At 58.7% G+C, this 23,291-nt stretch carries 24 protein-coding genes; 11 read left to right on the top strand and 13 right to left on the bottom strand.

Going from position 1 to position 23,291, the window contains the following annotated elements:
* The first annotated feature begins 3 nt into the window (after positions 1-3).
* The 8 genes from HY30_RS15980 (at position 4) to HY30_RS15945 (ending at position 8,057) form a co-directional block, all read left to right on the top strand.
* Positions 4-1,356: a pyruvate dehydrogenase complex dihydrolipoamide acetyltransferase gene (locus HY30_RS15980; RefSeq protein WP_034742990.1), complete on the top strand. Its 1,353-nt coding sequence runs from the start codon at positions 4-6 to the stop codon at positions 1,354-1,356.
* On the top strand, positions 1,357-1,902 hold the full coding sequence (locus HY30_RS15975; protein WP_034742983.1) for a hypothetical protein: 546 nt from the start codon (positions 1,357-1,359) through the stop codon (positions 1,900-1,902).
* Between the two features lie 5 nt (positions 1,903-1,907).
* Positions 1,908-3,329: a dihydrolipoyl dehydrogenase gene (gene lpdA, locus HY30_RS15970; RefSeq protein WP_034743314.1), complete on the top strand. Its 1,422-nt coding sequence runs from the start codon at positions 1,908-1,910 to the stop codon at positions 3,327-3,329.
* 70 nt (positions 3,330-3,399) lie between these two features.
* The gene (locus HY30_RS15965; protein WP_034742980.1) at positions 3,400-4,539 is read left to right on the top strand and encodes a DUF2891 domain-containing protein; all 1,140 of its coding nucleotides are present in this window, start codon (positions 3,400-3,402) and stop codon (positions 4,537-4,539) included.
* Positions 4,536-5,744, top strand: coding sequence for an Nramp family divalent metal transporter (locus HY30_RS15960; RefSeq protein WP_034742979.1), 1,209 nt, complete (start codon positions 4,536-4,538; stop codon positions 5,742-5,744). The genes HY30_RS15965 and HY30_RS15960 overlap by 4 nt, the downstream gene beginning before the upstream one ends.
* Complete coding sequence (gene pxpA, locus HY30_RS15955) at positions 5,741-6,502, top strand: 5-oxoprolinase subunit PxpA (protein ID WP_034742977.1); 762 nt, start codon at positions 5,741-5,743, stop codon at positions 6,500-6,502. Before HY30_RS15960 ends, pxpA begins: the two co-directional genes overlap by 4 nt.
* On the top strand, positions 6,499-7,134 hold the full coding sequence (pxpB, locus tag HY30_RS15950) for a 5-oxoprolinase subunit PxpB (RefSeq protein WP_051615582.1): 636 nt from the start codon (positions 6,499-6,501) through the stop codon (positions 7,132-7,134). The genes pxpA and pxpB overlap by 4 nt, the downstream gene beginning before the upstream one ends.
* Positions 7,131-8,057, top strand: a complete 927-nt coding sequence (locus HY30_RS15945) for a 5-oxoprolinase subunit C family protein (RefSeq protein ID WP_034742975.1) — start codon at positions 7,131-7,133, stop codon at positions 8,055-8,057. Before pxpB ends, HY30_RS15945 begins: the two co-directional genes overlap by 4 nt.
* A 42-nt stretch (positions 8,058-8,099) precedes the next feature.
* Here HY30_RS15945 and ccoS read toward each other — a convergent pair whose 3' ends face one another.
* The 8 genes from ccoS to ccoN form a co-directional block, all read right to left on the bottom strand.
* Positions 8,100-8,279 carry a cbb3-type cytochrome oxidase assembly protein CcoS gene (gene ccoS / locus HY30_RS15940; protein ID WP_034742973.1) on the bottom strand — a complete coding sequence of 60 codons (180 nt, stop codon included), beginning with the start codon at positions 8,277-8,279 and terminating at the stop codon, positions 8,100-8,102.
* Positions 8,279-10,375, bottom strand: coding sequence for a heavy metal translocating P-type ATPase (locus HY30_RS15935; protein WP_241765759.1), 2,097 nt, complete (start codon positions 10,373-10,375; stop codon positions 8,279-8,281). The genes ccoS and HY30_RS15935 overlap by 1 nt, the downstream gene beginning before the upstream one ends.
* A 113-nt stretch (positions 10,376-10,488) precedes the next feature.
* Complete coding sequence (locus HY30_RS15930) at positions 10,489-11,007, bottom strand: FixH family protein (RefSeq protein ID WP_034742970.1); 519 nt, start codon at positions 11,005-11,007, stop codon at positions 10,489-10,491.
* Positions 11,007-12,467 carry a cytochrome c oxidase accessory protein CcoG gene (ccoG, locus tag HY30_RS15925; RefSeq protein WP_034742968.1) on the bottom strand — a complete coding sequence of 487 codons (1,461 nt, stop codon included), beginning with the start codon at positions 12,465-12,467 and terminating at the stop codon, positions 11,007-11,009. The genes HY30_RS15930 and ccoG overlap by 1 nt, the downstream gene beginning before the upstream one ends.
* An 8-nt stretch (positions 12,468-12,475) precedes the next feature.
* Complete coding sequence (gene ccoP / locus HY30_RS15920) at positions 12,476-13,363, bottom strand: cytochrome-c oxidase, cbb3-type subunit III (RefSeq protein WP_034742966.1); 888 nt, start codon at positions 13,361-13,363, stop codon at positions 12,476-12,478.
* Entirely contained in the window at positions 13,356-13,517 is a 162-nt protein-coding gene (locus tag HY30_RS15915; protein ID WP_034742964.1) for a cbb3-type cytochrome c oxidase subunit 3, read from the bottom strand. The genes ccoP and HY30_RS15915 overlap by 8 nt, the downstream gene beginning before the upstream one ends.
* Before the next feature lie 9 nt (positions 13,518-13,526).
* Positions 13,527-14,294: a cytochrome-c oxidase, cbb3-type subunit II gene (ccoO, locus tag HY30_RS15910; protein WP_034742962.1), complete on the bottom strand. Its 768-nt coding sequence runs from the start codon at positions 14,292-14,294 to the stop codon at positions 13,527-13,529.
* Between the two features lie 11 nt (positions 14,295-14,305).
* On the bottom strand, positions 14,306-15,853 hold the full coding sequence (ccoN, locus tag HY30_RS15905) for a cytochrome-c oxidase, cbb3-type subunit I (RefSeq protein WP_206741498.1): 1,548 nt from the start codon (positions 15,851-15,853) through the stop codon (positions 14,306-14,308).
* A 601-nt stretch (positions 15,854-16,454) separates the two neighbouring features.
* On the opposite strand from ccoN, the gene HY30_RS15900 reads away from it, so the two are divergent.
* The 3 genes from HY30_RS15900 (at position 16,455) to HY30_RS15890 (ending at position 18,712) form a co-directional block, all read left to right on the top strand.
* Entirely contained in the window at positions 16,455-17,624 is a 1,170-nt protein-coding gene (locus HY30_RS15900) for a sensor histidine kinase (protein WP_034742960.1), read from the top strand.
* Complete coding sequence (locus HY30_RS15895) at positions 17,621-18,253, top strand: response regulator transcription factor (RefSeq protein WP_034742958.1); 633 nt, start codon at positions 17,621-17,623, stop codon at positions 18,251-18,253. The genes HY30_RS15900 and HY30_RS15895 overlap by 4 nt, the downstream gene beginning before the upstream one ends.
* 72 nt (positions 18,254-18,325) lie before the next feature.
* Positions 18,326-18,712: a response regulator transcription factor gene (locus tag HY30_RS15890; protein WP_051615580.1), complete on the top strand. Its 387-nt coding sequence runs from the start codon at positions 18,326-18,328 to the stop codon at positions 18,710-18,712.
* A gap of 238 nt (positions 18,713-18,950) precedes the next feature.
* Here the strand turns inward: HY30_RS15890 and HY30_RS15885 are convergent, their stop codons facing one another.
* The 5 genes from HY30_RS15885 to HY30_RS15865 form a co-directional block, all read right to left on the bottom strand.
* Entirely contained in the window at positions 18,951-19,601 is a 651-nt protein-coding gene (locus HY30_RS15885; RefSeq protein WP_241765756.1) for an MBL fold metallo-hydrolase, read from the bottom strand.
* 155 nt (positions 19,602-19,756) lie between these two features.
* Complete coding sequence (locus HY30_RS15880; protein ID WP_034742953.1) at positions 19,757-20,530, bottom strand: TatD family hydrolase; 774 nt, start codon at positions 20,528-20,530, stop codon at positions 19,757-19,759.
* A gap of 10 nt (positions 20,531-20,540) precedes the next feature.
* Entirely contained in the window at positions 20,541-21,476 is a 936-nt protein-coding gene (locus HY30_RS15875) for a hypothetical protein (RefSeq protein ID WP_051615579.1), read from the bottom strand.
* Positions 21,473-22,135, bottom strand: a complete 663-nt coding sequence (tmk, locus tag HY30_RS15870) for a dTMP kinase (protein ID WP_034742951.1) — start codon at positions 22,133-22,135, stop codon at positions 21,473-21,475. Before tmk ends, HY30_RS15875 begins: the two co-directional genes overlap by 4 nt.
* Positions 22,125-23,276 (bottom strand): D-alanyl-D-alanine carboxypeptidase family protein, encoded by a 1,152-nt coding sequence (locus HY30_RS15865; protein WP_034742949.1) that lies wholly within the window; start codon positions 23,274-23,276, stop codon positions 22,125-22,127. Before HY30_RS15865 ends, tmk begins: the two co-directional genes overlap by 11 nt.
* Between the last annotated feature and the right edge of the window lie 15 nt (positions 23,277-23,291).

Genomic DNA, 23,291 nt, shown 5'->3' with positions numbered 1-23,291 from the left:
GCCATGAGTATCAACATCACCATGCCCGCGCTCTCTCCCACAATGGAAGAAGGCACGCTCTCCAAATGGCTCGTCAAGGAAGGCGACACCGTCTCCTCGGGTGACATCATTGCCGAAATCGAAACCGATAAGGCGACGATGGAAGTCGAAGCTGTCGATGAAGGCACTGTCGCCAGGATCCTCGTCGCTGAGGGTACCGAAGGCGTGAAGGTCAATGCCGTCATCGCCGTGCTCGCCGAAGAGGGCGAGGATGCATCTTCCGTGGAGGCGCCGAAGGCATCGCCGGCACCTGCTAAGGCGGAGGAATCGGGCAAGGACGAGAGAAAACCGGACGACAAGCCTGAACCCAAAGCAGCCAAGGCAGAAGCTCCTGCCAGGTCTGAACCGGCGCCTAAAACTGAAAAACTGGCTTCGACGCCGCTCCCCAGCGCTAATACGGCCGACGGTCGCATCAAGGCCAGCCCGCTCGCCCGCCGTATCGCGGACATGAAGGGCATCGAGCTCAAGGCCCTGAAAGGCACCGGTCCCCGTGGCCGCATAATCAAGCGCGATGTCGAAGGTGCCGGGGCGGGCGTCGCCGCACCGGCACAAGCTGGCTCACGCCCGGCTGGCTCGCCTGATGGTCTCATCCTGCCACAGGTCCTCGATGACCGCGTCTACGCGCCTGACAGCTATGAGCTGAAGCCGCTTGATGGCGTCCGCAAGGTCGTCGCCAAGCGCCTGACGACCAGCTTTATGCAGGTGCCGCACTTCCCGCTGACCATTGACCTCGAGCTTGATCACTTGCTTGCGAGCCGCACGGCCATCAACGCGGCCGCGCCCAACGGCATCAAGGTCTCGGTGAACGACCTGCTTATCAAGGCCTCCGCCATGGCCCTGATGGATGAGCCTGATTGCAACGCATCGTACACGGATAAGGGCATTGCCTATCACAAGCACGCCCACGTCTCGGTCGCTGTGGCGATCGATGGTGGCCTGATCACTCCGGTTATCTTCAATGCCGAGGACAAGGGCCTCGGTGAGATATCCGAAGAGATGAAAGACCTCGCAGGACGCGCCCGCGAGCGAAAGCTGAAACCACAGGAATACAGCGGCGGCACATTCTCGATCTCTAATCTCGGCATGTTCGGCATAAAGAACTTCGCCTCGATCATAAACCAGCCCGAAGGAATGATCCTGTCGGTTGGGGCAGGTGAGAAGCGACCGGTCGTCAATGCCAAGGGTGAACTCGCTGTCGCCACCGTCATGAGCGTCACACTCACCTGCGACCACCGTGTCATCGGCGGCGCCGAAGGTGCCAAATGGCTGCAGGCCTTCAAGCGCTACGTCGAAACGCCCGAAGCGATGCTGCTTTAAATGTGGAATGTTCTCAGCACAATAGGTCAAGAGGCCTCGAACTCTCCTGTTAGTTTCTCAGCGGCCGTCGTGGCTTTGGTTTCGCTTATCATCCGGCTCAGTACCGGAACTCGCCCCCGACAAATTCAAGACAATGAACAGCGAGCCGCATTTCGCCGTGAGCCGCGTAAAATACTGCTGGGACTGTTCTGGTCCGGCGCGCTAGCATCATTGTGGGCGGTTGTGGCAGCGTGGAGTATAGCGCTGGCAGTTGCGATGTATTTTGGCTTCTTTTTCTTGATTGTGTACGTGCTATGGATTTCAGGCGTCTTTGATGAATTTGAGCATGAGCACGTTCAACTAGACGCTCTGGTCACGGCCGTTTTGTCGTCACTCCTCTACTTTGGTGTAGTTATTGACGTGGTAAGTAGGAGTTCAAGTAAAATTGAATACTCTCTCGGCGGTGTAATATTGGTTTCCATGGTGTCCTTGATACTTACCGGATTGTTGGTGGCTGCAGTATTTGATTCAGCTGAGAGCGCTGACAGTAGATCCAAAGAGGACTAGTGAACATGAGCACCCAATACGATCTTATTGTCATCGGCTCCGGCCCCGGCGGCTATGTCTCTGCGATCCGCGCCAGCCAGCTCGGCATGAAGACGGCTATCATTGAGCGCGAAGCCCTCGGTGGCATCTGCCTCAATTGGGGCTGTATCCCGACCAAGGCACTGCTTCGTTCGGCCGAGGTCATGCACCTTGCCAAGCATGCCAAGGATTTCGGTCTGAAGATCGACAAGGTCGAGGTCGATCTTGAGGCCGTCGTCAAACGCTCGCGCGGTGTTGCGGGTCAGCTGTCGAATGGCGTGAAGTTCCTGATGAAGAAGAACAAGATTGATGTCATCGAAGGCACCGCGCGCCTCGAGAAGGGTACAACTGCACCCAAGGTCATCGTCAAGGGCAAGGACGGCAAGGATACGACGCTTGAAGCCAGGCACGTCATGCTCGCAACTGGCGCCCGCGCGCGCGATATACCGCAGGCTGGCCTCGTCGCCGACGGCAAGCTGATCTGGACTTATCGCGAAGCCATGACGCCCGACGTCATGCCCAAACGCCTCCTCGTCATCGGCTCCGGCGCCATCGGCATCGAGTTTGCCAGCTTCTATAATGAACTCGGCTGCGAGGTGACTGTCGCTGAAGTTCTGCCGCGCATTCTCCCCGTGGAAGATGCCGAGATCTCCGCCATGGCCGAGAAGGACTTCAAGAAGCAGGGGCTCAACATCATCACGGGCGCCAAGGTCGAAAACCTCAAAGCCAGCAAGAATACGGTCACCGCCGACATCACCAACAAGGACGGCAAGAAGGAATCGAAGGAATTCGACCGTGCTATCCTCGCCGTCGGCATCGTCGGCAATGTCGAAAATCTCGGCCTCGAGGCGCTCGGCGCGAAGGTCGAGAAAACTCACGTCAAAGTCGACGGTTTCGGCAAGACCGGGGTTCCCGGTCTCTACGCCATTGGCGACCTTACCGGCCCGCCATGGCTAGCCCACAAGGCCAGCCACGAAGGCGTCATCTGCGTTGAAGCGATTGCAGGCAAAGGCAAGGGCCACCCAGAACCGTTCGATGCCTCAAACGTCCCCGGCTGCACCTATTCCCACCCACAGGTCGCCAGTGTCGGCTTTACGGAAGCCGCCGCGAAGGAAAAGGGCTACGATATCAAGGTCGGACGGTTCCCCTTCATTGGCAATGGCAAGGCCATCGCCATGGGTGAAACCAATGGCATGGTAAAAACCGTGTTCGACAAGAAGACCGGCGAGCTGCTCGGTGCCCACATGATAGGCGCGGAAGTGACCGAGCTGATCCAGGGCTACGTTATCGCCCGTCAGGGCGAACTCACCGATATTGACCTCGCTCATACGATTTTCGCGCATCCGACCATTTCGGAAACAATGCACGAATCCGTCCTCGATGCCGACGGCAAGGCGCTTCATATCTAGGGCAGGGGCCTTGCCCACGGGCACCGCGCCTTATACGCAGGAGCCAGCCTCAATCGCTGGAGATCCTCGCGTGACACGTCACCTATTCATTGGCCTGACTGCCCTCCTGCTTGTCGCCTGTGCGCCAAAGCGCCCACCTGCAGAGGAGACGCCCGTGCCAGCAACCGAGATTGTCCTCCCGGACTCCCGCGAAGGCGTGGTGACAGACCGGTTTGCCCGCATGGCGCTGCAGTGCGTCCATAAGGAATACCCCAACAAGATCAGCCACGTCATGAATAGCGATGCTGACGCGCAGACGCCGCGCCAGCTTCACCCTGCCTTCTATGGCTGCTTCGACTGGCACTCCTCGGTACATGGCCACTGGTTACTTGTGCGCATCCTCAACACCGATCCGTCGACGCCCTACAAGGATGCGATTGTCACCGCTCTGGGGCAGAGCTTCACACCTGAAAACATCCAGGGCGAACTCGCTTATTTCAAAGCGGAAGACCGCGCGAGCTTTGAGCGCCCCTATGGCACCGCCTGGTTCCTGCAGCTGATGACGGAGCTGCGAGAGTCCGATCTTCCAGAAGCGACGACATGGGTGACCACGCTTGAGCCACTGGAAGAGTTTATCACCGATGAGACATCCACGTGGCTCACCAAGCTTGCTTACCCGATCCGCATTGGCACGCACAATCAGACAGCATTCGCCTTCGGTCTCATGCTCGATTGGGCCAAGGCGTCCAATGCCGGCGCTTTCAATGCCCAGCTGACGCAGAAGATTCTGGAATTCCACGCAAACGACAAGAACTGCCCGCTAGCCTATGAACCCTCTGGAGAAGACTTCCTCTCTCCATGCCTTATGGAAGCCGATCTCATGCGCCGCGTCATGACATCGGATGATTTTGCCAGATGGCTCTCGACCTTTCTGCCGCAGATTCCGACCGATTTCAGCGCCAACTGGCTGCTGCCCGGTGTCGTGCTTGACCCGACCGACGGCAAGCTTGTCCATCTCGACGGCGTCAACCTATCGCGCGCTTGGGCGCTCGACGGAATAGCAAGTGCGCTGCCCGAGGGTGACGGTCGCATCCCGGCGCTGCGTGCCGCAGAAGAAGTCCACAAGCAGACCGGCATCGCCGCCGTTAGCGACGAGCACTACTCCGGCAGTCACTGGCTCGCGAGCTTTGCGACCTATCTGGAAACCAGGCGTGGGATAAACGCCCAATGAAGCTACCAATTGGCCCCGGTGCACTCGTCGCTGCGGCCTTTATTGGGCCGGGAACGGTCACGACCTGCACACTGGCGGGCGCCAATTTCGGCTTCGCTCTCATTTGGGCGCTCGTCTTCGCGACGCTGGCCACAATGATCCTGCAGGATATGGCGGCCCGTCTGGGTGTTATGGGGCGTGTGGGCCTTGGAGAGGCCCTGGTTGGCGGGGCAGGGAACCCGATGCTTAAATGGGCCGCAGCGGGCCTCGTGCTTGCCGCACTCGCGCTCGGTAATGCCGCCTATGAGGCGGGTAATCTCGCTGGCGGAACGCTTGGCCTTCAGGCCCTGATCGGAGAAGGCGATGATTATCGCACGCCCCTCATCCTTCTCCTGTCCCTCATCGCGGCACTCGTCTTGCTCATTGGCCGGTACAAGCTGATTGAGCGGATCCTGGTCGCACTTGTCATGATCATGAGTCTTGCTTTCGCTGGCAGCGCCATCCTTGTGCAGCCTGACTTCGGCGCCATGCTCGGCGGTCTGGTCCCACGCATGCCCGAAGGAGGGCTGTTGACCGCGATAGCGCTCATTGGCACCACGATCGTGCCCTACAACCTCTTCCTCCACGCGGCCTCAGCGCGCGAACACTGGCCAGAAGCGACACCCGAGGCGCTCGCCGAGGTCCAGACGGATACCCGTGTATCGGTAGGGCTTGGCGGCCTTATCTCTATCCTGATCCTCGCTACTGCCGCCGCCAGTCTCTTTGGCAGTGGCCAGCAAATATCCAGTGCGGTCGCGATGGCTGGCGCGATCGCACCGACCTATGGTGAGGCGGCGCGTTATCTCATCGGCATCGGCCTGTTTGCCGCTGGCCTTACCTCGTCCATCACAGCGCCCCTCGCCACGGCCTATGCCCTCAGCGAGATCGCCCGCAAGCCACGCGGCGGCCCATTGTTCAAAGCTGTCGCTCTTGCCATCCTTGTTATTGGGACTCTTGTGGCGCTGGCTGGCTATAAGCCTGTCAGCCTCATCCTTGTCGCGCAGGTCGCCAATGGTATCCTTCTGCCCATCGTTGCAATCTTCCTGCTTGTCGCAATGAACCGTCGGTCATTGCTTGGCGACAGGGTGAATGGCCCGTTCGCGAATTTCCTAGGCGGTCTTGTCATCTTGATCACGCTTGGCCTCGGTCTGCGCCTTGTTCTCCGCGCACTGGGAGTCTGGCCATGAAGAAAACCATATGCCTGAATGCCGATATCGGCGAACTGCCCGGCGCGAACGGCCGGGCGCTCGATCGTGCCATGCTCGATATAGTCAGTCGTTGCAGCATCGCCAGTGGCGGTCATGCCGGCGACCAGGCCAGCATGGTCGCCACGGTCAAGGCCGCAGACGCGCGCGGAGTCCTGATCGGTGCTCATCCCTCCTATCCTGATCGCGAGGGCTTCGGTCGAAAACCCATGATTATGTCGCGCGAAGACCTTGCTGCCAGTCTGTCGCAACAGGTGCGCGCGCTGGCCGCAATCACTCGCGAGCGCGGGACCAGTCTCAGCCATCTTAAGCCCCATGGTGCCCTCTACAACACGGCTGCGCACGATGAGGGCGTTGCCCGCACAATTGTCGATGTCACCATCCAGTCCCGTATCGCACTCCTGATTGGTCCACCTAATTCCTGTCTCGAGGTCGCCGCTGCAGAAGAAGGGGTCGATTTTCTGGGCGAAGGCTTTGCGGATCGCGCCTATGAAGTATCTGGCGCTCTCACTCCTCGCTCAATGACTGGCGCGGTCCTCGAAACGGACGCTGAGCGAATCCGCCAAGCCGTGCAAATCGCGGCAGCTGGTCAGGTCAGCACGCGCACGGGCGAAACCATTGACCTGCCGGCCCGCACGATTTGCCTCCATGGCGATACGCCCGGGGCGCTTGCGAGTGCGCTCGCCATTCGCGATGCTCTGAACGCTGTCGGTATACAGATTGCGGCTGTCGATCCATGAGCAATGCAGCGATCACGTCATGCGGTGATGATGCCCTGCGCTTTGACATGCCTGAACGGGCCATCCGACTCGCTCGCGCGCGCCAGCTGCAAGCCTCAGGGGACTGGATCGAAGTCGTACCCGGTCGGCGAGATATTACCGTTCAGTTTAATCCTCACATTGATACACCGCAATCCGCTCGCGCCCGCCTGTCGAATACCATGTCGAAGGCTTTGCCGTCCGAGGCGCGTTCAATGCAACATGTCAGACTGCCGGTGCATTTTGGAGGAGATAATGGACCTGATCTTGCGGGCATCGCACACAGTCTGGATCTGTCCCAAAGCGATCTCATTGCGCAACTAACCGCACAGCCGCTGGATGTTGATATGCTCGGTTTCACCCCTGGGTTTGCGTATATGTCAGGCTTGAGCGAGAGATTGGAAATCCCGCGACTTTCACAGCCGCGCCAGCAGGTGCCTCCCGGCTCTGTAGGGCTTATAACCGGACAGTGTGGACTTTACGCGCTTGCCGGTCCCGGAGGCTGGCCTCTCATCGGTCGGACGGATGTCTCCCTGTTTGACGCGTCCGCCGATGATCCTTTCAAGTTGCAGCCGGGCATGCAGGTCCAGCTCGTTGATGCGGATGAGTCATGAGCATCTCTGTACTGCAATCAGGCGTCCAGATGACGCTTCAGGGTGCACAACGTATCGGCACCCGCCATCTTGGCGTCCCTGCCAGCGGCCCCGCTGATCCGCTCTCCATGGCGCTGGCCAATCGCCTTGTCGGCAATGCTGCTGACGCTACTGCCTTCGAGATTACCTTTGGTGGGGCAGGGGTTCGCTTCAATACTCCGGTCAGTTTCGCACTTACCGGTGCACCATCCGACCTGACACTCAATGGCAAACCCATAAGATTGCATACGACGTATACAGCCCATGAAGGGGATGAGTTGCAGATCGCCCCTGCCGTGCAGGGTTGCCGCATATATCTTGCCGTTGCGGCGGTGCTGGAAGCAAAGCGCTTCTTGAGGTCTACTTCGACTTATATTCCTGCAGTATTGGGTGGGCATGAGGGCAGGGCGCTCAAGCGCAACGAACTTATATCGATGGCATCCGTCCGCCTTGTTCCCACACAAACCACACCTGAAAGCCTGCAACCTGTTTGCAGCAACAGCTACACGTTGCGAGCTGTCGAGGGACCGGATTATATGGAGAGATCTTCGTCCATCTGGGAAGAAATCTATACGGTCACTCAGCGGGCCAGCCGGATGGGCATTGAATTGAGCGGGGCTTTTCCTGATGCAGGGCAGGGGCCGAGCCGTGCCAGCTCCGCCATATGGCCCGGCGCGCTGCAACTGCCGCCGGGTGGGCGCGGCTTCCTGCTTCTCGCAGACGCCCAGACCACCGGTGGCTATCCTCACATACTTCAGGTCACCCGCGCCGACCGGCACTTGCTTGGTCAGATACGGCCGGGCGACAGGGTGCGTTTTCTGCACAGGACGAATGAGCAGGCGCGGGAAGCCCTTCGCGCAAAGCAAGCTCTTATCTCAAACTGGTTGCCGGATTTCGCGCTCTAGATTCGCGAAACCGAACGGCCTCAGACATAATGCATAAAAGCGTTACGTCTCAGAATCCGGCTCTACAGTCGCAGGCAGGGGCCGGTCCTCATCTACGAGTATGCGATTGGCGGCGCCATCCGGATCGTCGAACTGTCCTGAACGGGCCGCCCATAGGAATGCGAAAAGCCCCATCAGGCCCATTCCCAAGGCAATTGGTATAAGGAATATCAAGCCGGCCATCAGAGGCTCTCCCGCATGGCATTTAGGCGAAGGGCATTGAGCGAGACAAGGATGGACGAGGTTGACATGGCAACGGCTGCAACCAACGGTGTGGCATGCCCTGTAATGGCGACAGGCACGGCAACTAGATTGTAAGCTGCCGCGAAGGCGAAGTTCTCGATCATGACCGAGCGCGCCTGTTTAGCCACGCTTATGAGACGGGGAAGGGCGGCGAGGCCTCCAGAGTAAATGGCGTCACTGGCAGACTGGCTGACATCCATTGCACCGCCGGGTGCCAGAGAAGCATGTGCAAGCGCGAGCGCGCCCGCATCATTCAAGCCATCGCCCACCATGAGGACTTTATGGCCCTGTGCCTGAAGCGCTTCCAGGCGGTTGACCTTGTCACGTGGCGAAGATGCGGCCGACCAGCTATCGATACCCAGTGTCCGCGCGACGATTTCGACCGTCTCAGACCGATCACCTGACACGATTTCGATTCCGTAACCGGCTCTCTGAAGGCGCTCGATCGTTTCGGCTGCCTCGTCCAGAAGGTGATCCCCAAATTGAAAATGCACAGGCTCTTTGCCCGCCTGCGAGAACCAGAGAGAGCTGCGATCCCCTCGTCCTGAATCCACACCGACCCAATCAGCCGAACCGAGCCGGGCAGGTGCGCCCCGAACAATTCCTTCTAGTCCCAGCCCTGCAAACTCGCGGACATTCAGGGCAATAGGGCCAGCCCCTGCGGCATCCACTATAGCGCGCGAAAGAGGATGCCGGCTGGCGCGAGCCAGCTCGGCAGCGACTTGCAGGTTCTCGGAGGAAATCTCGCCAGTCAATTTCGGCGTCCCAAGGGTGAGCGTGCCGGTCTTGTCGAAGATGATGTAGTCGCATTGGGCAAGCCTCTCCAGCGCATCGCCGGATTTAAGGAAAGTGCCCGAGCGGAAAAGTCGGCCCGCAGCAACAACCTGCGTCACCGGGGCAGCAAGTGCCAGTGCACATGGGCATGTGATGATGAGCGTGGAAACGCCTATGAGCAGTGCTTCATTCACACCCGCGCCCGCAAGCAACCAGCCAATGAACGCGAGCAGGGCCGACGTGTGAACAAAAGGCACGTAGAGCGATACGGCACGATCTGCGATACGCCGGTACGTCGACCGGCGTTGTTCGCCCGCTTCAAGCATGCGCGCCATATCAGCGAGGAGGGAATCGCTGGCCGCTGCCAGGGCTGTGCCGGTCAAAGGCTGGGACAAGTTCACTGTGCCCGCAAGGAGGTGCATTCCCGGTGTCGCGCTACGCGCAAGGCTTTCGCCTGTTGCAAGACTTTCGTCGACATCGGATGCGCCCTGATCAATTTTCATATCGACGACAGCGCGTTCCCCGGGGGCCAGCAATATCTGGTCTCCGGGGTTGATCTCACTCGCGCGCACGGAACGTGCGCTCCCGCGGGCGTCCAGTCGCATTACCGTACGATGCGCCATGGCCGCTAGATCGCGGGCGGACGCATGAGCCTTGCGACGCACTCGTGCATCAAGGAACCTACCAATCAGCAGAAAGAACAGTAGCATGACTGATGCGTCAAAATAGGCGTCTGCTCCGCCGCGTAGGGTCTCGGACACGCTCACGCAGAATGCGATGATCAGCGCGAGAGAGATGGGAACATCCATATTGGCGTGACCGCGTTTCAGCACATTCCAAGCTGAAACGAAAAACACACGTCCTGAAAAAATGATCGCCGGAAGGGCGATCACACCCGATATGCCGTGAAGCATTGTCCGTGTCGTTTGACCCATCTCTCCGGCACCCGCCCAGATGGAGACTGACAGGAGCATGATGTTGGCCATCGCAAAGCCTGCAACACCGAGCGCAATCAGCAGGCTTCGCTCTTCTCGCTGTTCGTCGGAAGCGCCTTGGTCCTGATCGCGCGGGGAAACGCCGTAGCCGAGGGCGGTGACAGCAGCGACAATTTTCGGCGCCTTAAGATTGCCGCGCCATCCGACTTCCAGATCTCCAGTTGAGAGGTTTAGGCGCGCGCGCTCAATGCCCGGCAAGGCTTTGACAGCGCTTTCTATACGGTTGATGCAGGCCCCGCATTTCGCGCCACGAACCGTGAGGCTCAATCGGTTCTGTCCTTCCACACGGCGGACAAACGCCGAAGGATCCGAAAGGCTTGGAGATTCAGATGGCGCCAGTCCGCTAGGACAACCTATGCCAGCATTGGGATCCAAAAGGGTCATTGGAGAATGATCTTCTTGACTGCCTGGAAAGGCACTTCCGTATCGCCATCACGAATGTCCGTGTCGATGATCACATGCCATGCGCCTTCTGCAAGCAATGGAAGTGAAGCCCGGTATTCGCCGCCCCCTACAGGTGCCAATGTCAGCACGATGTCACTGTTCTGGGTCGCTGCGCGCCTGATTTCAGCGGTTACAGGACCGGTAGGCAGCGGGTTGCCGTCGGGCCCCAGGATTCGGCAGACCAGTACATCGCTATCATCACTGGTCAAAAGCCCCACCTCACTACGCCAGCCCATTTTTTCCTGATGAGCTTGCGCAGACAGTTTGTCATTGAAGTGGATGCCTTGCAGGTAGGAGTGATGAACGTCCTCTCCGGGAAATGAGGTGATGGCTGCCCACAGGAAAACGCCATTCACTACAAGCATCAGGCCAAAGAATCCCATCATCCAGAACAGGACATGGTGACCTTTCATGACCTTGGAGGGATGCTTCAATGGGCGTGTGAGGGAGGCCATTATTTCGCTCCTGCAGTGACAAAGGCAGCTGTACTTGTATGGGTTTCGCCCGTTTCCGGATCCCGGATCGTAATGACCAGCGACGTGCGATGGGGGCGCTCAGCGGGTGGAGCGGTGACCAGCATGCGGAACCGGTCCACGCCGTATTGCTCCAGAGGCAACTGAACTTCCGAGCCGGTTTCGGGCTTTGACAGACCGATGATCTGGAGCTGCGCGCCTTCCAGCCCGGATATGGAAATCTCGGCATTGCGTGCGGTCGTTGCCTTGTTCACGAGCTTCAGCGTGTAGCCATTGCGCACACTGCCGTCTGCCAATTGCACAAAAGGTGGCGAGCGGTCCTTCAGCACACTCACCTGGAAGGTAGGCTTTTCGGCCAGTCCAACAAGGATCAGTCCGCTAATCGCAATCATCAGCACTGCGTAGAGCATGGTGCGTGCCCGAAGCAGCTTGTAGGTGGGCTTGCCACCAGCCGCACGCGTCGCGACCGCCAGATCGGTATCGTAGGCGATCAGCCCGGTCGGGCGGTCGACCCGTTTCATCATGTCGTCGCATGCATCAATGCACAGGGCGCAATGGATGCACTCAAGCTGCGCACCGTCCCGAATGTCGATACCCATTGGGCAGACCTGTACGCATTGCTTGCAATCGATACAGTCACCGCGATCCTCAAAGCCCTGACCCTTGTGCAGAGCGCCGCGCGGTTCACCACGATCATAGCGATAGGTCACATTCAAGGCGTAATCATCGGTCAGCGCGCCCTGAATGCGCGGCCACGGGCACATGTAGGTGCAGACCTGCTCCCGCATCCAGCCAGCCAGGAAATAGGTTGTGAATGTCAGTATGCCGGCAAAGAAATAGGCAGTAAGCGGCGCCTCACCCTTGAAGAAGGTTCGCGCGATCGTCGGCGCATCATGCCAGTACAGGATCAAAGCACCGCCTGTCAGGAAAGCGATCAGAAGCCAGACCAGATGCTTGCCGATCTTCCGGGCCGCCTTGTTCAGAGACCAGGGAGCCTTGTCGAGCCGCATGCGCGCAGCCCGGTCACCCTCAAATGCGCGTTCCACCCAGATATAGAGATCGGTCCATACGGTCTGTGGGCATGTGTATCCGCACCAAGCCCGCCCAATCAGCGAAGTAACAAGGAAAAGACCAAGCGCCGCAAGGATAAGCAGACCAGCGAGATAGTAGATCTCCTGCGGCCATATTTCGATGAAGAAGAAATAGAACTTCTCACCCGCAAAATCCGCCAGGACCGCCTGATCCGGAATGCCCTCGCCGCGCGGCCAACGTATCCATGGCAGGGCATAATATACGCCAAGCGTACAAGCCATGACGATCCACTTCACCATCCGGAACTTGCCATGAGCAAGTTTCGGATAGATCTGCTTGCGGCCTTCATAGAGCGAAGGCGGCTTATTGCCATCGTTCACAGATTTTGCCGTATTCGAGATCAGGTTCATGATAAAACCTATTCACCCCCGCCGAGCGAGTGGACATAGACCGCTAGTGCCTTGATCGTGGGGTCATCCAGTCGCCCCTGCCACGCGGGCATATGTGCGTTCCGGGCATTTGTGATCGTTGCGCGGATATCTGCAGGCTCACCGCCGAACAGCCAGTCCGCATCGGTCAGGTTGGGCGCCCCGACCGCTCGGTTGCCTTTGGCGTCTGCGCCGTGGCACGACACGCATTGCGATGCAAAGAGCACTGATCCACGTGCAGCGGCGTCGGTATCTGTCTGCCGCCCCGAGAAGCTGAGCACATGTTGCACGAGGTCATCGATCTCGCCTGACGACAACAAGTTATCACGCCCGAAAGCTGGCATGGCAGACATACGCGTCAGCTCATCTGAATCGTGCCGGATGCCGTGGCGGATAGTTTGCTCGATCCCGTCGAGTGTCCCATCCCACAGCCACACGTCGTCCGCGAGCATGGGGTAGCCTTTTGCGCCTCGACCGCCGGAGCCATGGCATGTCGCGCAATTGTCGCCAAAGGCGCTCTCACCCATTGCCATCGCGAACTGCTGGAGATTCAGGTCATTCTGAATCTCCACCAGTGAGGCGCTCATCAGCTTCTGAGACGCCACTCCACGCTCTGAGCGCATCGTCGACACTTCTTGGGCCACTTCAGCACGGTCTGACTTTCCGAGCAGGCCAGGCGTGTTCGTCCCGCCAAGACCCGGCAGCGAAGGCCATGCAGGCATCAGGATCGTGTAGACAATGGCCCAGAAGATGGTCGCGTACCATACAATCAGCCACCAGCGGGGGAGCGGATTGTTTAGCTCCTTGATGCCGTCCCAGGAATGGCCCGTAGTCTCGACGCCGCTGTGCGGATCATATTCTGTCTTTTCGTCACTCATCACCGGGTTCCTTGTCTTCGAGCGGCAGGTAGGCTGCTTCACGGAATTTCGATTTGTTGGTTGGCCAGAGCGCATAGACGAGCGCGACGGCGAACATCGCGACAAACAGGGCAAGCCCCCAGGTTTGGGCGAAATGGGAAAGTGTCTCGTACATTTTTTGCTCCTAGCGCCGGTTGCTCAGGTCGTCGGCTTCATAGGTCGAGAAGTCGACAAGCGTGCCAGTCATCTGAAGGTAGGCAATCACGGCATCCATCTCGGTGACCCGAGTGCGATCACCGTCGAAGTCGCCGATCGTGATCGTGCCCTTGCGGCCGGATGCTTCTTCATACCGGGCCACAAGTGCATCCTGACTGTCATAGTCAGCGTCAGGGTCGACCTGCGCGACGAGGTCTGCTTTTGCATTCTCGATCATATCGTCGGTATACGGCACGCCTTCGAAACGGAGTGTTTTCAAGTGATCCGCGATATCATCAAAATGAAGCGTATTGTCTGAAAGGAAGGCGTATGGCGGCATGATTGACTCAGGCACCACAGACCGCGGGTTGGTCATGTGGTCGAGGTGCCATTCGTTCGAATATTTACGTCCTACACGGGCAAGGTCCGGTCCGGTCCGCTTTGAACCCCATTGGAAGGGGTGATCGTACATGCTTTCGGCAGCCAGTGAGTAGTGGCCGTACCGCTCCACTTCGTCGCGCAGCGGCCGCACCATCTGGGAGTGGCACGTATAGCAGCCCTCCCGGATATAGATGTTGCGACCCGCCAGTTCGAGCGGCGTGTACGGGCGCATTCCTTGCACTTTCTCGATCGTGTTCTCGAGATAGAACAAGGGGGCGATCTCGACGAGGCCACCGATTGCGACCACGACGAGGATACCGACGGTCAGGAGCAGAGAGTGGCGCTCAAGAGCCTGGTGTTTCTGGAAAAGTCCCATGGGTCCGGCTCCTATTCGGCTGGCTGAAGGGCTGGCGTGCGGTTGGGCTCGGTAATGGCGACATCTGCCGCCTCACCGTGTCCCAGCGCCGTACGCACGAGATTGTAGGCCATGATGAGAGCACCCGTCAGGTACAGGCCTCCACCCACGGCACGGATCATGTAGTTGATGTGCTTGGCATCAACGGTTTCGATGAAGCTGTATTCAAGGAAGCCGTACTCGTTATAGGCGCGCCACATCAGGCCTTCGATGATGCCCGCGAAATAGAGGGCAACGATGTAGAAGACGATACCGATCGTTGCGAGCCAGAAGTGCCACTCAACCAGCGACTTCGAGTACAGGGCAGGGCGCTTCCACAGCCATTGCGTGAGGCAGTAGAGAGCACCAAAGGAGATGAACCCGACCCAGCCCAGTGATCCGGAGTGGACGTGGGCAATGCCCCATTCGGTATAGTGCGACAGCGCATTCACGGCCCGAACACTCATTAGCGGACCTTCAAAGGTCGACATGCCGTAGAAAGCCAGAGACACGACCATCATGCGGACAACCGGGTCCGTACGGAGTTTATCCCAGGCACCCGACAGCGTCATGACGCCGTTGATCATGCCGCCCCAGCTTGGCATCCACAGCATTATGGAAAAGGTCATGCCCAGCGTCTGCGCCCATTGTGGCAGAGCCGTATAGTGCAGGTGGTGAGGACCGGCCCAGATATAGATGAAGATCAGTGACCAGAAGTGAACAATCGACAGACGGTAGGAATAGACCGGTCGCTGCGCGCGTTTGGGAATGAAGTAATACATGATGGCGAGGAAGCCAGTGGTCAGGAAGAACCCCACCGCGTTGTGGCCATACCACCACTGCGTCAGGGCATCCTGAACGCCAGAGAACAGCTGGTAGCTCTTGGAGCCGGACAGGTTCACGGGCATCGACAAGTTGTTGACGATGTGAAGCATCGCGATGGTGACGATGAAGGACAGGTAGAACCAGTTGGCCACATAGATATGCGGCTCCTTGCGCTTCCACAGCGTACCCAGGAAGACGAGCAGGTACGCCACCCACACGATGGTCAGCCAGAGATCGGCATACCATTCAGGCTCCGCATATTCCTTGGACTGGGTTACGCCCATTAGGTAGCCGGTACCGGCGATAACGATGAACAGGTTATAGCCCCAGAAAACGAACCAGGGCCAAAGGCCGCCCGCGATACGCGTGCGGCTCGTGCGCTGGACGACATAAAAGCTCGTCGCGATCAGCACGTTGCCGCCAAAGGCGAAGATCACGGCCGAGGTGTGCAGCGGACGCAGCCGTCCGAAATTGGTCCAGCCAAGGTCCGGAAAGTAGAATATGTTCGGCCACGTCAGCTGAAGGGCAATAATTACGCCGACGAGGAACCCGGCAATGCCCCAGAACATCGCCGCCGCGACGCCAAACTTGACGATCGTGTCCTCGTAGAAAGACTCATCGAACGGATTTCTGCCCGTAAGTCCGCCTGCCCAAATGCCGATAGCCACCAAGGCAAAGGCGGTCAGGAAGAAGAATATCCAGGCATGCGCTTCCATCATTGGATCGACCGCATTCGCGGCGATCAGCAGTGACCCCAGGCATGCGATGCCAACGAAAGTCGCCACGCCGGCAATACTGCCCGCAATTGACGACCGCGGCTTTGTGATTGTGCTCACCGAGTTTGCCCCTTTTTGTAGACCTGTTTCGAACTGGTCGCAAAATGCGGGGAGCCGCGCTCAGGTTGTATACGGGTTGTTACCTATGGGCCGGGCTGTCGCACCTTCCTAGAAAACAGCTTAGAAGAAGGAGGACTCCATGTTCCGGATCGCGCACTTTTTGCCTGGAACCATCTTGTTGCTGGTGGGGCTCACAAAACTTTGGACACATACTCGATCACTGGAAGCTTTCCTCGCTGTGCGCTGCGGCCCTGATGGTATCTCTGCGGCTGGCCACAGCTCAATTTCCCTTTGGTCGACAATGCTCCGCGGTCATTGCTGGGGATGCCCCGTCGCTTTGACGGGGGCTGCTTTGCTTTTTGCTGCCGCAATGGTCTGGGCAATGCCGCCAGCCATGCTTAAGTCGCGTATTCGCTAGGCAGCACGCTGTGCGGGCCTTACCTACATCGCAGCGCTCTGCACAAATAGAAAAGGGAATCTGATGAGCACCGAATCACCTGAAGGTGCCAAGGCTATGCCGTTAAATTCTCCTGATCTCGCGACATTACAATCTCACTTGGCCTCGATCCTGGATTCGGTCCCGGACGGCATGATCGTTATCGATGAGACCGGCAAGATCGTCGCCTTCAGCCGCGCGGCTGAAGCGCTTTTTGGCTATACAGCGGCTGAAATAATAGGTCGGAATGTGCGTGAATTGATGGCCGGACGTGATGAGAGCAATCACGACCAATATATCCAGAACTACCTCCAAACTGGCGAGCGGCGCATTATTGGCATCGGGCGCGTAGTCACCGCCAGGAAGGCAGATGGCACGCTCTTCACGATGGACCTCAAGATTGGCGAAGCGAAAATCGGGGAGCACTGGCTTTTCACCGCATTCGTTCGAGACCTGACCGAACAGCGCAAGGCTGAGATGCGCATGCGCGAGATGCAGTCGGAACTCGTCCATTTTTCGCGCCTTAGCGCCGTTGGCACAATGGCATCAGCGCTTGCCCACGAGTTGAACCAGCCCTTGACCGCTGTCGCCAACTATCTTGAGGCTGGCCGCGATCTCCTCGATCGGCCCGGCGATGCTTCGCGTGAAATCCTGCGCGAAGCCATGGACGAGGGTGCCAAGCAGGCTGTGCGCGCTGGCGACATCGTGAGAAAACTGCGCGGCTATGTGTCCCGTGGCGAGATTGACGGTCGGCCGGTGGACCTTGAGCCTTTGCTCAATGATGCCGCAGCGCTCGCCAGATTGTCCACAAACTCATCTGATGTGCCAATTCTTCTGCGCGTGGCGCCGGGGCTCGAAACTGTCATTGCGGATCCGATTCAGGTCCAGCAGGTTGTCATCAATCTTGTCCGGAATGCGCAAGATGCGCTCGCCGAGACAGCCAGCCCTCAGATATCCATTGAGGCCGCTGCTGGGCCACAGGGATATGTTACTGTCTCGGTTACGGATAACGGACCGGGGCTTAATAAAGAGGTTCAGGCGACGCTGTTCAAACCATTCACAACATCAAAGTCTGGGGGCATGGGTCTGGGGCTGTCCATCTGCCAGACGATTGTTGAGGCGCATGGCGGCGCCATAAGCGCCGAGAATGTTCCGGGCGGTGGGACGTGTTTCCGGTTCACACTGCGCACCGATCCGGCTATTCATGCGTCATGAGCGACCAACGACTGATACACCTTGTCGACGATGACGAAGCCGTACGCCATTCGGCCAGCTTCATGCTGCGCCATGCTGGTTTCGCGGTAAAAACCTATCAGGACGGCGTAACATTTCTGGAGTCGGCCACTGAGGCTCTCCCGGGCTGCATTCTGCTCGACGTTCAGATGCCGCACATGGATGGTCTTGAGGTTCAGGAGCGCCTCAACAAACTTGGGGTCGCGCTTCCTGTGATTGTGCTGACCGGCCATGGCGATGTCGCCGTCGCTGTACGGGCCATGAAGGCCGGCGCAGTTGATTTCGTTGAAAAACCATATGAAAAACAATCTCTTGTGGGCGCTCTCGAGCGCGCATTTGAGCGCCTTGAAGCGCGCAATCATCAGGACGTGCTCATGGATGAAGCGAAGGGCCGTGTCGAGCGCCTTACGCCGCGCGAGCGGGATGTGCTCGTCGGGCTTGTTGATGGCCTCACCAACAAGATGATCGCTGAAGCGCTGGATATCTCGCCCCGCACAGTCGAGATACATCGCGCCAATCTTATGGAGAAGCTCGAAGCCACAAGTCTATCGGCTGTGCTGCGCATTGCCTTCGCTGCAGGCATCGGTCTGGATACGGCGGACGAAACGTAGGGGCTTTTACTTAAAGACGACGCCATGATGCTGAGCCATCCTTGAGGGTAGAGCCGCCCTTAAAGGAAAAGCATGTCGCAATCCGCACAGACAGAGACGCAGTTCTGGATTGCCGTTGTCGATGACAATGAGCCGGTGTGCCGCTCGCTTTCACTCCTGTTGCGATCAAAAGGTTATGGCGTTGCGACATTTCCCAGCGGACTGGACTTTCTCAGCCGGGAAAAGGGGCAGGACTTCAATTGTATCCTGATCGACTTCAAGATGTCGCCTCATGACGGTTTCGCGCTACTGCAAGAATTGCGCGCCGGCGGCAATGACACCCCAGCGATCATGATAACGGGCTGGCAATCACCCGATCTGCTACGTCAAGCTCTGCAGGCCGGCTTTGAGGATCTCATCTACAAGCCGATGCTGGATGACACGCTGCTCGCCGCGATTGATCGTGTGCTGCTTGTTTGAGTCTCTCAGAGATGTTTAGCAGATAGGGGGGAAGGGGGGCTCTGCGGACGAGTCTTAACAACTTCCTAATCCGCGTGTCTGATCGTGTTGGCGTGCCGGCAGGCAAACTTTGGACTGCGTATTATGCACATGTTCGCGAGTTCAAAAATCGGCTTGAATCGCAAACCGTTTGGCCATGGACAATCTCAATCTCTGAGTCGCATAATCATCATTATGGGAAATAATGATGTGCGCGATATCAGGCGCTGAACGGGATTTCCATACCATCATAACCTGGCTCCACGCCTTCAGGCAGCTCCCCCTTCAGCGTCCTGTAGTCCAGATCCACGTGCATATTGGTCAGTACCGCCCGTGCGGGTTTCAGTTCGGCAATCCATCCGAGCGCCTTTTCCAGGTTGGCGTGTGATGGATGTGGCGTGTAGCGCAGCGCGTCGACGACCAGCACATCCAGTCTCCTTAAATGCTCCAGGCTCGTTTCAGGCAGCTCGTTCACGTCGTTGCAGTATGCGAGCCCGCCGATACGGAAACCACAGCAGCGAATGCGCCCGTGCTCCATATCGACTGGCATCAGAGTCACGTCTCCGCCGGCGCCGCGCACTGTAAATGGCTGGTAAGGAATTATGTCCGGCATTGTCTGCAGGATGGGCGGATATCCTCCCATGCCCTCAAAGCAATACCGGAACCGCGCAGACAACGACTGGCGCGTCACTTCATCCATATGTGTCGGTATCGGCTTGCGCATCACGTTCACGAGCGCTCTGACATCGTCAATACCATGGGTCTGGTCTGCATGGTCATGCGTGTAAACAAGTGCATCGAGCGCGCGCACATTGGCGGCGAGCAGCTGTTCGCGCATGTCAGGTGACGTATCAATGAGTATCCGTGTCATCGCGCCATCAGGCCCTGTTCTGTCCACCAAGGCCGAACACCGCGTGCGCCGATTACGGGGCTCATTTGGGTCGCAAACGCCCCAGTCGCCACCTACACGCGGCACACCGCCGGACGAGCCCGTGCCAAGCAAGGTTAGGCGATGGTCCAATCCGCTCATGCGTCCACTCTCGCAAACAAACGCCGCGCATTGTCCTCAGTGATGGATTTCACTGCATCCACCTTCAGGCCTTTGAGCTTAGCGAGCGCCTCCGCCACATACTGCAGATAGGCAGGCTCGTTGCGGCGCCCGCGCATCGGCATCGGTGCGAGATAAGGACAGTCTGTCTCCAGGATCAGGCGGTCCATAGGCACGTCGGCAATCACGTCTCGCACCTCGCTCGCACTCTTGAACGACAGGATGCCTGAAACGGACACAAATGCCCCCAGCGCCAGTGCGCGCTGCGCAAGCCGTGCGCCGCCCGTGTAGCAGTGCAGCAGCGGCACAAATGGCGACACCGCGTATTCCTCTTCGAGTATGTCGCCCATCAGCTCGTCGGCTTCCCGCGTGTGCAGGATGAGCGGCAGGCCCGATTGCCGCGCCGCCTCAATATGTTTGCGCAGGCTGGCGATCTGCGCATCTTCAGCGCTGTAGCCGTAATGGAAATCCAGCCCTGTCTCACCAATCGCCACGACACCCGAACGGGAAGTGGCCTCGACCAGTTGGTCGACTGTCAGATCGGGAAAGTCCTTGGAGTGATGTGGGTGGACACCCACCGAGCACCAGATGTCGTCATTCGCCGTTGCAATTGCGTGGACCGCTTCGAAATTGTCCAACCGGTCACAGATGGCCAGGAACCGGCTCACGCCTGCTGCGCGAGCGCGCGCTAGGACTTCATCGAGGTCCTCGGCGAATACATCGCCGTGCAGGTTCACATGTGTATCGAACATGTGAGATGCCTTAGCCTTGGCCAACCACAGAATAAAGGCCCGCGATCACCTTGGCGGCAGTCTGTGAGGCTTCCATGTTGAGTTCATCCGCTTCACCCAGTAGCCGCGATGCTCTGAGCCACGCATCAGCTGCCACCGGATTGTTGTCGGCCTTGTCCGCCAGCCATCCCAGGACTTCGGCGCTGAACGCCTCCATGGCTACTGCGTCGGCATTCGCTGTCTGGAGCGCAGCCGTCAGCAACGCGTCATTCGGTTTCGGCATGCCGCGCAGCATTGCCCGCGCGGCATTGGCCGCCTGCAGGCCCGCCGGGCTGGATAAGCGAATGCCCAAACCCGGACGGCCGCGCGCGAGGCCAAGGGACTCCTTCGGCGCATCTACGGACTTCAGCACGGCCGCTGTGTCCTCGTCGGACAACCGCTTGAGGCGCAATATGCGGCAGCGCGAGCGAATGGTGGGCAGGATGGGTTTTGAACCGTGATTGATCAGGAACATGATGCTTGAGGCTGGCGGCTCTTCCAGCGTCTTCAGTAGGGCGTTGGCGCCATTCCGGTTCAACTCGTCCAGCGCATCAATGATACCGACGCGCCACCCACCCATGGCAGGTCGCAGCGTGAAGAAGTGGTTCAAATCGCGGATCTGGTCGACAGTGATATCCTGCCGGGGCTTGCCCTTGTCATTGAGTTCGATCTGGACTGTACGCTGGTCCGGATGGCCGCCGGCAAGATAGGACTGCATCACCGGATCGTCCTGTGCCGCGTCCATAGGACTATCGCCGGGCCCGCGTGCGCCAAGCATGTATGCGGCCAGTCGCATCGCGAGCCGCGCCTTGCCAATCCCGGCCGGTCCTTCGATCAGCCAGGCATGGTGCAGCTTGCCGCTTTCATTCGCTGAGATAAACGCGACTTCGGCGTCCCTGTGTCCAATAAGAGGCAAGGCCGCACTCATGGCGCGCTCGCACGCTGCGCTGACAACAAGGGTTCAATTTCCCGCCATGCGGCCTCTGCAACCTGTTCGGCGGTCTCTCCGGCATCGATCAGGTGGCAGCGGCCAGGATCCGTCTGCGCCAGCGCCTGGAAAGCGCTACGGACGGCCTCATGAAATGCATCTGGCCGCGATTCAAATGCATCCGTCGCCGCGCCACGGCCCGTTCGTCGCGCATCGGTCGCAGCTTTTGGCGCATCAAGGACGAGCGTAAGGTCTGGCCGCGTCTCAGCGATCACGGACGCCTCGATTTGCAACAGGATTTCCTGGGATACGCCGCCTTTGACGCTCTGGTACACACGCGTGGAATCCGAGAACCGATCCGAAATCACCCATTGCCCTTTCGCCAATGCAGGGCGGATCAGCTTGTCGAGATGGTCGCTTCGCGCAGCATTCATCAGCAAAGCTTCCGCCATGGGCGTCCAAGCATCATCCTCAGGCGGACGCAGCGCAAGTTCGCGAATGCGTTCAGCCAGCGGCGTGCCACCAGGCTCACGTGTCGTAACGACTTCAATGCCCATGTCACGCAAACGGGTCGCGAGCGCCATCTGCAACGTGGATTTGCCAACGCCTTCGCCGCCCTCAAGGGTGATAAAGCGCCCGCGCAACGTGTCAGCTACCATTTCCTGAGATCAGCGCGCTCAAGCCAGCGATGGCTTTCCCGAAGAAGCCGATCTTCTTGACATCAGCCTCGGCGATTATGGGGGCCTCCACCGGTGGGCGGCCTTCCAGGGTGACAACCAGCCGGCCCACGCGGTCGCCTTTTTTCACGGGTGCCTCAAGAGCCTTGTCGAGAACGATCTCGGTCTTGGCATTTTCAAAAGCGGCTTTGTGCCCAGCAATCAGCATGGGCTCTGCCAGAGAAACCGGCACCGTACCCTGCTGGCCAAGCCAGACCTTTTGTTCCGGAAGCGATACGCTTTCGGGCGCGATCGTCTTCAATTCGAAGCTCTGGAAAGCCAGGCGCAACATGCGCTCGCCCTCTGATGCCCGCGCAGCCATGGACTCCATCCCGTTGATGACGATCGTGCGCCGCACGCCGTCACGTTCGGCAGACCCGGTCAGGCCATATCCGGATGCCTCGAGATGGCCGGTCTTGACGCCGTCCGCTCCTTCAATGCCCAGCAAGGGATTGCGGTTCGGCTGGGTGTACTCGCGCCAGCTATATGAGGGCAGGCTGTACCATTTATAATATTCGGGAAAATCATCGACCGTCATCTTGGCGAGACGCGCCAGGTCTTCCGCCGATATGACGTGTCCGACAGCTTCAAGACCGGTCGAGTTGAGGAAGTTTGCCGACTTCAGACCTTTTTCGTGGGCCAGATCGGTCATGCGGCGCGCGAAAGCTTCTTCTGATCCGGAAATGCCTTCGGCCAGCACGATGCATGCATCGTTGCCGGACATGATCATCACTCCATGAAGCAATTCCTCGATGGTGGGCGTGTCCTTCGGAACCAGCCCCATGGTGGATGTACCGGAAGGGAAGCCTCCGCGACGCCAGGCATCCGCGCTGACGGTCAGGCGATCAGTCATCTTCAATTCGCCACGCTTGACCATGTCGAAAACCAGATAGGCGGTCATCATTTTGGTCATTGAGGCGGGGATCATCGGTTCCGCGCCATCCTTGGAGAAGAGAACTTCACCGGTGGCATTGTCCAGAATGACGGCATGCGTCGCCGGTGTATCGATGATCTGCGCGTTCGCCGGAGCAACCAGAAGGGCGAGGGCGCACATCGCGGCAAGAATAGGTGATCGGCGCTTCATTGGGCGAGGGCCTCC

The organism is Hyphomonas chukchiensis, from assembly GCF_000682695.1.
Taxonomy (GTDB): domain Bacteria; phylum Pseudomonadota; class Alphaproteobacteria; order Caulobacterales; family Hyphomonadaceae; genus Hyphomonas; species Hyphomonas chukchiensis.
Note: the sequence above shows the minus strand (reverse complement) of the source record. Positions and strands in the feature narration are given on the sequence as shown.